The sequence below is a fragment of the Pseudomonas sp. P8_241 genome, assembly GCF_034008315.1.
In the GTDB taxonomy this organism is placed as follows: Bacteria; Pseudomonadota; Gammaproteobacteria; order Pseudomonadales; family Pseudomonadaceae; genus Aquipseudomonas.
Genome location: NZ_CP125377.1, coordinates 3986899 through 3999279 on the forward strand (window position 1 = coordinate 3986899; position 12381 = coordinate 3999279).

Annotated in this window: 11 protein-coding genes; 8 read left to right on the forward strand and 3 right to left on the reverse strand. The window is 60.7% G+C overall.

Annotated elements, in window-relative coordinates:
- The first annotated feature begins 125 nt into the window (after nt 1-125).
- The 5 genes from QMK58_RS17830 to QMK58_RS17850 all read left to right on the forward strand — a co-directional run bounded on the left by QMK58_RS17830 (nt 126) and on the right by QMK58_RS17850 (nt 6329).
- The gene (locus tag QMK58_RS17830) at nt 126-1361 is read left to right on the forward strand and encodes a 3-methyl-2-oxobutanoate dehydrogenase (2-methylpropanoyl-transferring) subunit alpha (protein WP_053158510.1); all 1236 of its coding nucleotides are present in this window, start codon (nt 126-128) and stop codon (nt 1359-1361) included.
- Between the two features lies 1 nt (nt 1362).
- The gene (locus QMK58_RS17835; RefSeq protein WP_053158507.1) at nt 1363-2421 is read left to right on the forward strand and encodes an alpha-ketoacid dehydrogenase subunit beta; all 1059 of its coding nucleotides are present in this window, start codon (nt 1363-1365) and stop codon (nt 2419-2421) included.
- Nucleotides 2422-3696 carry a dihydrolipoamide acetyltransferase family protein gene (locus QMK58_RS17840; RefSeq protein ID WP_053158504.1) on the forward strand — a complete coding sequence of 425 codons (1275 nt, stop codon included), beginning with the start codon at nt 2422-2424 and terminating at the stop codon, nt 3694-3696. It abuts the gene before it with no gap.
- Between the two features lie 18 nt (nt 3697-3714).
- Nucleotides 3715-5097, forward strand: a complete 1383-nt coding sequence (lpdA, locus tag QMK58_RS17845; RefSeq protein ID WP_053158501.1) for a dihydrolipoyl dehydrogenase — start codon at nt 3715-3717, stop codon at nt 5095-5097.
- 212 nt (nt 5098-5309) lie between these two features.
- A complete protein-coding gene (locus tag QMK58_RS17850) occupies nt 5310-6329 on the forward strand; it encodes a branched-chain amino acid aminotransferase (protein ID WP_053158498.1) in 1020 nt (339 codons plus the stop codon).
- 97 nt (nt 6330-6426) lie between these two features.
- On the opposite strand, the gene QMK58_RS17855 is transcribed toward QMK58_RS17850, so the two are convergent.
- Nucleotides 6427-7182 (reverse strand): ArsR/SmtB family transcription factor, encoded by a 756-nt coding sequence (locus tag QMK58_RS17855; RefSeq protein WP_053158495.1) that lies wholly within the window; start codon nt 7180-7182, stop codon nt 6427-6429.
- A gap of 79 nt (nt 7183-7261) precedes the next feature.
- On the opposite strand from QMK58_RS17855, the gene QMK58_RS17860 reads away from it, so the two are divergent.
- The gene (locus QMK58_RS17860; RefSeq protein ID WP_053158492.1) at nt 7262-8383 is read left to right on the forward strand and encodes a cytochrome P450; all 1122 of its coding nucleotides are present in this window, start codon (nt 7262-7264) and stop codon (nt 8381-8383) included.
- A gap of 7 nt (nt 8384-8390) precedes the next feature.
- On the opposite strand, the gene QMK58_RS17865 is transcribed toward QMK58_RS17860, so the two are convergent.
- Entirely contained in the window at nt 8391-8897 is a 507-nt protein-coding gene (locus QMK58_RS17865) for an MEKHLA domain-containing protein (protein ID WP_082344454.1), read from the reverse strand.
- Nucleotides 8890-9228, reverse strand: coding sequence for an FKBP-type peptidyl-prolyl cis-trans isomerase (locus QMK58_RS17870; RefSeq protein ID WP_053158489.1), 339 nt, complete (start codon nt 9226-9228; stop codon nt 8890-8892). Before QMK58_RS17870 ends, QMK58_RS17865 begins: the two co-directional genes overlap by 8 nt.
- 219 nt (nt 9229-9447) lie before the next feature.
- Here QMK58_RS17870 and QMK58_RS17875 point away from each other — a divergent pair, with 219 nt between their 5' ends.
- Entirely contained in the window at nt 9448-11271 is a 1824-nt protein-coding gene (locus tag QMK58_RS17875; protein WP_053158486.1) for a monovalent cation:proton antiporter-2 (CPA2) family protein, read from the forward strand.
- Nucleotides 11268-12368: a DNA alkylation repair protein gene (locus QMK58_RS17880; RefSeq protein WP_320395154.1), complete on the forward strand. Its 1101-nt coding sequence runs from the start codon at nt 11268-11270 to the stop codon at nt 12366-12368. The genes QMK58_RS17875 and QMK58_RS17880 overlap by 4 nt, the downstream gene beginning before the upstream one ends.
- Nucleotides 12369-12381: the final 13 nt, after the last annotated feature.

Below are 12381 nucleotides of genomic sequence, written 5' to 3' on the forward strand. Positions count from 1 at the left end.
GCGCAATGAAACAGAGAGAAATATTCTTCTTGGCCGGGCCTATGATTGTTGTAGGACAAGATTTCTTTTACCGAAGAATCCTGTCAGCTCACTACAAGAAATTCACAAGATCGAGCGTAGAAGCCATGACCCAAGCGTATGAACCGCTGCGCCTGCACGTCCCTGAACCTTCGGGCCGCCCAGGCTGCAAAACCGACTTCTCCTACCTGCGTCTGACCGACGCCGGCACGGTGCGCAAACCCTCCATTGACGTTGAACCGGCCGACACCGCCGACCTGGCCAAGGGCCTGATTCGCGTGCTCGACGATCAGGGCAACGCCCTCGGTCCATGGGCCGAAAACGTTCCGGTCGAGATCCTGCGCAAAGGCATGCGCGCCATGCTCAAGACGCGCATCTACGACAACCGCATGGTCGTCGCCCAGCGTCAGAAGAAGATGTCGTTCTATATGCAGAGCCTTGGCGAGGAAGCCATCGGCACCGCCCAGGCCCTGGCGTTGAACATCGACGACATGTGCTTCCCGACCTACCGCCAGCAAAGCATCCTGATGGCCCGCGACGTACCGCTGGTCGACCTGATCTGCCAACTGTTGTCCAACGAGCGCGATCCGCTCAAGGGCCGCCAGTTGCCAATCATGTACTCGGTCAAGGACGCAGGGTTTTTCACCATTTCCGGCAACCTTGCCACTCAGTTCGTGCAAGGCGTGGGCTGGGGCATGGCCTCGGCGATCAAGGGCGACACTAAAATCGCCTCGGCGTGGATCGGCGACGGTGCCACTGCGGAGTCCGACTTCCACACCGCCCTCACCTTTGCCCACGTCTACCGTGCGCCGGTGATCCTCAACGTGGTCAACAACCAGTGGGCAATCTCGACGTTCCAGGCGATTGCCGGTGGTGAAGCCACCACGTTTGCCGGTCGTGGCGTCGGCTGCGGCATCGCTTCCCTGCGGGTCGATGGCAACGACTTCGTCGCGGTCTACGCCGCCTCTGCCTGGGCCGCCGAACGCGCGCGCCGCAACCTCGGCCCGACCATGATCGAATGGGTCACCTACCGGGCCGGCCCGCACTCGACCTCCGATGATCCATCGAAATACCGTCCTGCCGACGACTGGAGCCACTTCCCGTTGGGCGACCCGATTGCACGCCTCAAGCAGCACATGATCAAGATCGGCCAATGGTCCGAAGAGGAACACGCCGCCGTCAGCGCCGAACTTGAAGCTGAAGTGATCGCTGCACAGAAAGAAGCCGAGCAGTACGGCACGCTCGCCGGCGGCCAGATTCCGAGCGCCGCGACCATGTTCGAAGACGTCTACAAAGAGATGCCGGAGCACTTGAAGCGCCAGCGCCAGGAGTTGGGGATCTGACATGAACGATCACAACAACAATATCGAGTTGGAAACCGCCATGACCACGACCACCATGACCATGATCCAGGCCCTGCGCTCGGCCATGGATGTGATGCTTGAGCGTGATGACAACGTTGTGGTGTTCGGCCAGGACGTCGGCTATTTCGGTGGTGTGTTCCGCTGCACCGAAGGCTTGCAGAACAAGTACGGCACCTCGCGGGTGTTCGACGCGCCGATCTCCGAGAGCGGCATCGTCGGCGTCGCCGTGGGCATGGGCGCCTACGGATTGCGTCCGGTGGCCGAGATCCAGTTCGCCGACTACGTGTACCCGGCCTCCGACCAGATCATTTCCGAAGCCGCCCGCCTGCGTTATCGCTCGGCCGGCGAATTCACCGCACCGATGACCCTGCGCATGCCGTGCGGCGGCGGCATCTACGGTGGCCAGACCCACAGCCAGAGCATCGAGGCGATGTTCACTCAGGTGTGCGGTCTGCGTACCGTCATGCCGTCCAACCCGTATGACGCCAAAGGCCTGCTGATCGCCTCCATCGAAAACGATGACCCGGTGATCTTCCTCGAGCCAAAACGCCTGTACAACGGCCCGTTCGACGGCCACCACGACCGCCCGGTAACCCCGTGGTCGAAACACCCCGCCGCTCAGGTACCGGACGGTTACTACACCGTGCCGCTGGACGTCGCCGCCATCACCCGTCCGGGCAAGGACGTGACCATCCTGACCTACGGCACCACCGTGTACGTGTCGCAAGTCGCCGCTGAAGAAACCGGCATCGACGCCGAAGTCATCGACCTGCGCAGCCTATGGCCGCTGGACCTGGAAACCATCGTCAAGTCGGTGAAGAAAACCGGCCGCTGCGTAGTGGTCCATGAAGCCACCCGCACCTGCGGTTTCGGCGCCGAACTGGTGTCGCTGGTGCAAGAACACTGCTTCCACCACCTGGAAGCGCCAATCGAACGCGTCACCGGCTGGGACACCCCCTACCCGCACGCGCAAGAGTGGGCGTATTTCCCTGGCCCGTCCCGAGTGGGCGCGGCTCTGAAACGGGTCATGGAGGTCTGAATGGGCACGCACGTTATTAAAATGCCGGACATTGGCGAAGGCATTGCAGAAGTTGAATTGTCGGTATGGCACGTCAAGGTCGGCGACATGGTCGTCGAGGATCAGGTACTGGCCGATGTCATGACCGATAAAGCGATGGTCGATATTCCGTCGCCAGTGCACGGCAAAGTCATTGCACTTGGTGGCCAGCCAGGCGAAGTCATGGCGGTCGGCAGTGTGCTGATCAGCATTGAAGTCGAAGGCGCTGGCAACGTTAAGGCGTCGGCGCAACCGGCCCCTGTTAAAGAAGCGCCGGTTGCAACGCCGACAGTCGAAACCGCAGTGGAAAGCAAACCGGTGGCTGCCGCCGCGCCGAAAGCGGCCGTTTGCCAAGGGCCGATGGTCGCCCGCGAAGCCGATGAACGCCCGCTGGCCTCCCCGGCCGTGCGCAAACATGCGCTGGACCTCGGCATTCAATTGCGTCTGGTACGTGGCACTGGCCCCGCCGGGCGGATTTTGCACGACGACCTCGAAGCCTATCTGGCCCAAGGCCAATCGAACGCTTCGGCCCCCGTCGCGGCCGCTTACGCTCAGCGTCACGATGAAGAGCAGATCCCGGTGATCGGCATGCGCCGCAAGATTGCCCAGCGCATGCAGGACGCCACCCAGCGTGCCGCGCACTTCAGCTACGTCGAGGAAATCGACGTGACGGCTGTGGAAGAGCTACGTGCGCACCTGAACGAAAAACACGGTGCGACCCGCGGCAAGCTGACGTTGCTGCCGTTTTTGGTCCGCGCCATGGTCGTCGCCCTCCGCGACTTCCCGCAAATGAACGCCCGCTATGACGACGAAGCCCAGGTCATCACCCGCCCCGGCGCGGTGCATGTCGGGGTTGCCACCCAAAGCGCTGTCGGCCTGATGGTGCCAGTGGTGCGTCACGCCGAAGCCCGCAGCCTGTGGGACAACGCGGCAGAAATCGCTCGTTTGGCCACGGCTGCGCGCAACGGCAAGGCCAGCCGCGATGAACTGTCCGGCTCGACCATCACCCTGACCAGCCTCGGCGCGCTCGGTGGCATCGTCAGCACCCCGGTGCTGAACCTGCCGGAAGTGGCGATTGTCGGCGTGAACAAGATCGTCGAACGGCCGATGGTGATCAAAGGCCAGATCGTGATCCGCAAGATGATGAACCTCTCCAGCTCCTTCGATCACCGCGTGGTCGACGGCATGGACGCGGCGCTCTTCATCCAGGCCATTCGCGGCCTGCTCGAACAACCCGCCACCTTGTTTGTGGACTGATTTTTGTTGGAGAGCTCCATGCAAACTCTGAGCACCACGCTGCTGATCATCGGCGGCGGCCCTGGCGGTTATGTGACGGCGATCCGTGCCGGTCAGTTGGGCATCCCGACCATTCTGGTAGAAGGCCAATCGTTGGGCGGCACTTGCCTGAACATCGGCTGCATTCCCTCCAAGGCGTTGATTCATGTCGCCGAGCAGTTTCACCAGACGCAACACCACAGCCAGCATTCGGCGCTGGGCATCAACGTTTCGGCGCCGACCCTCGACATCAGCAAGAGCGTCGAATGGAAGGACGGCATTGTTGATCGCCTGACCACCGGCGTCGCGGCACTGCTGAAAAAACACAAAATCCAGGTCGTTCAAGGCTGGGCCAAGGTGGTTGACGGCAAGACCGTGGACGTCGGCGACACGCGCATTCAGTGCGAGCACCTGGTGCTGGCCACCGGCTCCAAAAGCGTGAACCTGCCGATGCTGCCGATTGGCGGCCCGATCATTTCGTCCACCGAAGCGTTGGCACCGACCTCCGTGCCCAAACGGCTGATCGTGGTCGGTGGCGGTTACATCGGTTTGGAACTGGGCATTGCCTATCGCAAGCTCGGTGCCGAGGTCAGCGTGGTCGAGGCGCAGGAACGCATCCTGCCGGCCTATGACGCTGAACTGACCCAACCGGTCCATGAAGAACTGAAAAAACTAGGTATCAAGCTTTACTTGAAACATAGCGTGCAAAGCTTTGATTCAACGGTAAATACTCTGCAAGTTCTGGATCCGAACGGTGACACGCTGAACCTGGAAACCGATCAGGTGCTGGTGGCCGTGGGTCGCAAGCCGAACACCCAGGGCTGGAACCTCGAAGCGCTGAACCTGGACATGAACGGCTCCTCGATCAAGATCGACAACCGTTGCCAGACCAGCATGCGCAACGTGTATGCCATCGGCGACCTCAGCGGCGAACCGATGCTGGCGCACCGGGCCATGGCCCAAGGCGAGATGGTTGCCGAGCTGATCAGCGGTAAATCCCGCGAGTTCAACCCCACCGCAATCGCCGCCGTGTGCTTTACCGACCCGGAACTGGTGGTGGTCGGCAAGACCCCGGACGAAGCCAAGGCAGCAGGTTTGGATTGCATCGTCTCGAGCTTTCCGTTCGCCGCCAATGGCCGGGCGATGACGCTGGAGTCCAAAAGCGGCTTCGTGCGCGTGGTCGCTCGTCGGGACAATCATCTGATTGTCGGCTGGCAGGCGGTGGGTGTCGGGGTATCGGAGTTGTCGACGGCGTTTGCGCAAAGCCTGGAAATGGGCGCGCGACTGGAAGACATCGGTGGCACCATCCATGCCCATCCGACGCTGGGTGAAGCGGTGCAGGAAGCGGCTTTGCGGGCCTTGGGGCATGCGCTGCATCTGTGATTCAAAGCACGCTCTAACTCTGTAGGAGCCGGCTTGCTGGAGATGGCGGTCAATCTGATACACCGCGTCGCGTTGATCGCCGGCAAGCCAGCTCCTACAGGGATCGCAATCTGGGCTGCGAAATGGGCCCGGAATGAAGTATTGTTGTCCCCATCCAAAAAACGTCAGAAGCCTTGAACCGTTTCGACGGTTGTTCAGTGATAGAGGGTGTCATGGGTAACGAAAGCATCAATTGGGACAAGCTGGGTTTTGACTACATCAAGACCGACAAGCGCTATCTGTCATATTTCCGCAATGGCGAGTGGGATAAAGGCACCCTGACCGAAGATAACGTGCTGCACATCAGCGAAGGCTCCACGGCCCTTCACTATGGCCAGCAGTGCTTCGAAGGCATGAAGGCCTATCGTTGCAAGGACGGCTCGATCAACCTGTTCCGCCCGGATCAGAACGCTCTGCGCATGCAACGCAGCTGCGCCCGCCTGCTGATGCCGCAGGTGGAAACCGAGCAGTTCATCGAAGCCTGTAAAGAAGTGGTCCGCGCCAACGAGCGCTTCATCCCGCCTTACGGCACCGGCGGCGCGCTGTACCTGCGTCCGTTCGTGATCGGCGTGGGTGACAACATCGGCGTGCGTACCGCTCCCGAGTTCATCTTCTCGATTTTCTGCATCCCGGTCGGCGCGTACTTCAAGGGCGGCCTGACCCCGCACAACTTCCAGATCTCCAGCTACGACCGCGCCGCGCCTCAAGGCACCGGTGCCGCCAAGGTCGGTGGCAACTACGCCGCCAGTCTGATGCCGGGCTCCAAGGCCAAGAAAGCCCACTTCGCCGACGCCATCTACCTGGATCCGATGACCCACACCAAGATCGAGGAAGTCGGTTCGGCCAACTTCTTCGGGATCACCCACGACAACAAGTTCGTGACCCCGAACTCGCCATCGGTACTGCCGGGCATCACCCGTCTGTCGCTGATCGAGCTGGCCAAGACCCGTCTGGGCCTGGAAGTGGTTGAAGGTGACGTGTTCATCGACAAGCTATCCGACTTCAAGGAAGCCGGCGCTTGCGGTACTGCGGCGGTGATTACGCCGATAGGCGGCATCGACTACAACGATCATCTGCACGTGTTCCACAGCGAAACCGAAGTCGGCCCGGTCACCCAGAAGCTCTACAAAGAGCTGACAGGCGTGCAAACCGGCGACATCGAAGCGCCAGCGGGCTGGATCGTCAAGGTTTGACCTGACGCCAGACGCACAAAAGCCCCCCATCGGGTGACCGATGGGGGGCTTTTTCATGGCCTGATGAAAAGATCGCAACCTGCGGCAGCTCCTACAGTCATAGTCCTTCCAACCCGGTAGGTGCTGCCGAAGGCTGCGATCTTTTGCCATCACGCTCAATGGGCAACTGAACCCCAAACCGCCCCGCTATTTCCTTTCGTCCCAACATCGTCAACGCCAACGCCCGACTGTCCAGATCCTGCGTCACCCACTTTCGTTTGAGCGCCACTTGCAGCAACGCCGCCCCCAGCGATCCGCCCAGATGCGGCCGGCGCATGCTCCAGTCCAGACAAGGGCAGGCAAAACGGCGGCGCCGCGTGCTCAAATCCTGCACATCAACACCCAGCCCCTCAAACAATGCCGTACCGCTGTCGCTCAAGCGATAGGCCTGTTCGTCGGTTTCCTGCAACCAACCCGCTTCCAGCAGACAGTCATGCAACAGCACCGCCAGGGTGCCGGCCATGTGGTCGTAGCACGTGCGAGCGAACTGCAAACGGTCCGGTGTGTGCGGTTTGAATGTCGGCGCCGTGTTCTGGCCGATCACCATCAATGCTTCGAGCGCCTGGGCCACGCGTTTGCCCGCCAGGCTGTAATAGCGATGACGCCCCTGTATGTGCAAGCGAATCAGCGCCAACTCCTTGAGTTTCGCCAAATGGGCACTGGCGGTCGACGCACTGACCTCGGCCACCGCCGCCAGCTCGGTGCTGGTACGAGCGTGGCCGTCCATCAGCGAGCAGAGGATTTTCGTCCGTGCGGGCTCGGCAATGGCTGCGGCCACCTGCGAAACGCCGATGTCGTGATGTTCTGCGGTCATATTTCGCTCCCGGACGAATCAACGCCTTTTCGAACTGGAGATAGTAACAACACTTTCCAACAACAAAAGGCTGCGAACCATGGACCCGATTCTCGCTGCGACCCATGCCGACCCTTACCCCTATTACGCACAGCTGCGTGCCGAGGTCGGGTTGATTTTCCATCCGCAACTGAACATGTGGGTCGCCAGCAGCGCCCAAGCGGTTGCGGCCGTTCTGGCGAATCCCGACTGTCATGTGCGGCCCACAAACGAGCCCGTGCCCCATATGATTTCCGATGGCATGGCCGGCAAGGTATTTGGCCAACTGATGCGGATGAACGAGGGTGAACGCCAACGCTGCCCAAGGTCGGCGATTGCCCCGGGCCTGGAGGTGATCGATGCGCAGGAAGTCGAGACGCTGGTCGGCGCGCGGTTGATCACGCCTGACGCCGCAGGCCTGTACAACGCCATGTTCCGCGGACCGGTCTGCGTAATGGCGGCCCTGCTGGGTTTCTCCCCTGCACAAGGCCGATCCATCAGCGAACTGACGGGGGACTTCGTCGCGTGCCTGTCGCCCTTGAGCACCCTGGCTCAACTGAGCGCCGCCCACGCCGCAGCAGAACAGCTGAGCGGCTACGTTATCGAGCGTCTGGAAGATCCCGACAACCACAGCCCTTTGCTCAGTGGCATCCGCCAGCGCTTTACCGGTGGCACCCCAGAAACGCTGAATGCCAACTTGATCGGCCTGTTCTCCCAGACCTATGAGGCGACCGCCGGACTGATCGGCAACGCGATCCTGACACTGATAAAGAACCCATCGGTTCTGCGCGAAACCGCGCAAATCGACGAATTTCTGGCCGAAGTCCAGCGCTTCGACCCGTCTGTCCAGAACACCCGACGCTTCGTCGCCGCCCCGTGCGAAATCAACGGCGTCAGCCTCAAGACCGCAGACGTGATCCTGGTGTTGCTGGCTTCGGCCAACCGCGACCCGCAACTCAACGACAACCCCGATGCCTTTATCCTGAACCGTCCAAACCGCCGCAGCTTTACCTTCGGCGCGGCACGCCATCAATGTCCGGGGCAAACCTTGGCATTGAATATCGCCAGCGCGACGTTGCGACAGTTTTTGAAGACAAAACCGGTGCTGGAACGGCTGAGTTGGGATTACCGGCCGTCCTTGAATGGGCGGGTTCCCGTGTTCAGCGACACAAGGCAGGTTTGATCGGCAATCAATCCAACGACCCCACCCGCCCGGCATCCGGCCAAAACAACGCTGCCTGCCCTTTGCGCTGGCCATTCTGGTCAATCAGCGTCCACACCTTGCCTTCATGAATCATGAAGGCATTGCCCGCCTTGTCCACCCGATAGCCGCTGTAGCCGTGGGCAATGCCGTGGGCCGTGACTTGTTCCAGCAGGGTTTGGCGCATGGCACGGTCGAGCGGCGAGGCGCTGAAGCGTGACGGCATGCCGAGAAATTCGGAGCGCGGGTATTTGAAACAGGCCAGGGTCTGTTCGTTGGCGTAGAAAAACAGCGGATCGTCCTGGGTGCCATGGGCCAGCAGGCTGTAGGGCGCGTGGGCGTGCAGCCAATGCAGGCGCTCGGCTGCGGTCAATGACTGCGGGGTCGGCAGGTGTTTCCCGGTCCAATGCCGATAAGACGCGTCGATCAGCTCAATCGCAGCAGTGTATTCATCAATCAGCAACGTGCGCCCTCCCAGGCAATCGCGATCAATCATCGCGCGTCAGCACTTCCAGCAACTCGATTTCGAACGTCAGGTTGGCGTTCGGTGGAATGCTGCCCATGGTGCGCTCGCCATACGCCAGATGCGCCGGCACCAACAGTTTGCGTTTGCCGCCGACCTGCATGCCCGGGATGCCCTGGTCCCACCCCTTGATGACCCTTCCCGTACCAATCACGCACTGGAAAGGTTTGCCACGGCTATAGGAAGAATCGAATTCGCTGCCGTCTTCCAGCCAACCGCGGTACTGGGTGGTGATTAAAGCGCCCTTGACGGCGGCTTTACCCTCGCCGATATGAAGATCGATTACCTGAAGCTCGTCATTCATTGAATTTCACTCGTCTGTTCACTCACCCAAAAGGGTCTGATGGACGCCGTTTTCCCAGATTTGCATTCGATTGGCAACCATCCCCTTTGCGCACGAAGGTTCAAGTGAAAACTGCCTGCTCTGCACCGTGCTATGACGCCTCTCGTGGACAGTGGATCTTCAGCAACCCTAACCCTTATCCTTGACGCCCTGCCGTACCAGTTGATGGAGTTTCCGTTCATGCCCCATGAAGGCAATCTGCTGCAAGCCGCTGTCGTATTTCTGTGCGCGGCCGTGCTGATCGTCCCCCTGGCCAAGCGCCTGCAACTGGGAGCGGTACTGGGTTATCTGTTTGCCGGGGTGATCATTGGCCCTTCAGTGCTGGGCTTGATCGACAATCCGCAAAGCGTCGCCAATATCTCGGAACTTGGCGTGGTATTGCTGCTGTTCATCATTGGCCTGGAGTTGTCACCCCGACGCTTGTGGGTGATGCGCAAGTCAGTGTTCGGCGTGGGTTTGGCTCAGGTGTTGCTGACCGGTTCGACGATTGGCGTGGTGGCGCTGTTTGTCTTCGGCCAGCCCTTGAACAGCGCGATTGTCCTGGGCCTCGGGCTGGCGTTGTCGTCCACCGCATTCGGCCTGCAGAGCCTGGCCGAGCGCAAGGAGCTGACCAGCCCCCACGGGCGTCTGGCGTTTGCGATTCTGCTGTTCCAGGACATCGCGGCGATCCCGCTGATTGCCATGGTGCCATTGCTTGCCGAGGGCAGTCACAGCGTCAGTGCCGCCGAGAACCTCAACCACGGCTTGCAGGTGCTGGGCAGCATTGCGGTGGTGGTGATCGGCGGACGCTATCTGTTGCGTCCGATCTTTCGCGTAGTGACCAAAACCGCGTTGCCGGAAGTGTCCACAGCCACTGCGCTACTGGTGGTGATCGGCACCGCTTGGCTGATGGAACTGGTTGGCATTTCCATGGCTCTTGGGGCCTTTCTCGCCGGCCTGCTGTTGGCGGACTCCGAATATCGCCACGAACTGGAATCGCAGATCGAGCCCTTCAAAGGCCTGCTGCTAGGGCTGTTTTTCATCAGCGTCGGCATGGGCGCCAATCTGAGTCTGTTACTGAGCGCGCCTGTCACGGTGCTGGGCCTGACCCTGCTGTTGATTGCAATCAAGCTGCCGCTGCTGTTCATCGTCGGGCATTTGGCCGGTGGTTTGAACAAGGTCAGCGCGATTCGCCTCGGGATCGTGCTGGCGGCCGGCGGTGAGTTCGCTTTCGTGGTGTTCAAGATCGGCCGCGACCATGAACTGTTCGTGCCGCAGATGTATGACCTGCTGGTGCTGACGATCACCCTGTCGATGGCGGTGACGCCCCTGTTGCTGCTGGTGTGCGCACGGCTGGTCAGCCCCAAGGTGCAACCGGTCGAAGTGCCGGAGAAATTCCGTGAAATCGATACCGATACCCCTCGGGTGGTCATCGCCGGTATGGGCCGCATGGGGCAGATCGTTGCGCGGATCCTGCGGGCGCAGAACATCAAGTTCGTCGCCCTCGATACCTCGATTGAGACCATCGAGCTGTCTCGCAGTTTTGGTGGCGTGCCGGTGTTCTATGGCGACCCGATGCGCCCGGAAATCCTCAGCGCGGCCAAAGTGGGGGAAGCCGAATTTTTCGTGATCGCTACCGACGACCCGGACACCAACATCAAGACGGCCGAGTTGGTGCGCAAGCTCTATCCGCACATGAAAATTATCGCCCGCGCCCGCAACCGCCAGCATGTACACCGCTTGATGGACGTCGGTGCGCAAGCGGTACGCGAGACTTTTTATTCGAGTCTGGAAATGAGCCGGCAAACCCTGATCGGCCTGGGGCTGACCCAGGCCCAGGCCGACTCGCGGATCAAGCGCTTCAAGCATCACGATGAACAAGTGCTCGAAGCCCAGCATGCCGTCTATGATGACGCCGCGAAGGTCCTGCAAACAGCCCAGGAAGCGCGGGAGGAACTGGCGCGCCTGTTTGAATCCGATGAGCTCCAAGAGCGAACGGCAAGCAAAGAAAGGACGCCCCAATGAGTGACTCTGACTCGACTTCGCCTGCCCTCAAGGAAATCTTCAACCTCGAGCGCCTCCAACACATCGCCACCGAAATGACGGCGGTTTATCCCGCGTTCGACGCCAAGGCATTCCTGAAACTGGCCCAATCCGGCCTGGCAGAGCTGAGCGTGATGCAGCGCATGGCCCGGGTCAGTGAATGCCTCCACGCGGTGTTGCCGCTGGACTATGAAGCTTCGGTGGACGTCCTGCGCACCCTCGCCCCGCGCCTGAACAGCGGTTTTGTCAGCATGTGCCTGCCGCACTACGTCGCCCGCTACGGCGCTCATGCATTCGAGCAGTCGATGGATGCACTGAAGTATTTCACCGCCTTCGGTTCCTCGGAGTTCGCGATCCGGCACTTTTTGCGCAGCGACTTCGAGCGTACGCTCACGCTGATGCATGGCTGGTCGCTGGATGACAACGAACACGTGCGACGTCTGGCCAGCGAAGGCTGCCGACCGCGCTTGCCTTGGTCGTTTCGACTGGAGCAAGTCCAGGCCGACCCGCGCCTCGCCGTCAAAATTCTCGACAACCTGAAGGCCGACACCAGCCTTTACGTGCGCAAATCCGTGGCCAACCACCTCAACGACATCACCAAGGACCATCCCGAGTGGGTGCTGGAACTGATCGAAGGCTGGTCGCTGGACAACAAACACACCGCGTGGATCGCCAGGCACGCCTTGCGCAGCCTGATCAAACAGGGGAACTCGCGGGCGCTGGCGATCATTGGCGCAAGCGGTAAGCCTGAAGTTGAGATCAGCGAGGTGCAGGTCAATCCGCCAGTGATTGGCCTGGGTGAAAAGATCACCCTGTCCTTTGTCGTCAAATCCACTGTTGAAGACACTCAGCGTCTGGTGATCGATTACTCCATCGATTACGTCAAGGCCAACGGCGGCACGTCAGCGAAGGTGTTCAAGCTCAAGGCGCTGACACTGCCCGGCATGGCCAGCGAAACGGTGAGCCGTGGGCAGCAGATCAAGGAACTCACCACCCGCAGGCATTATGCGGGCGTTCATGCGGTGCACATCATGGTGAATGGGGAGCGGCTGGCCAGCACGCAATTCGAGATCGTTTGACTGCATTTCTTCA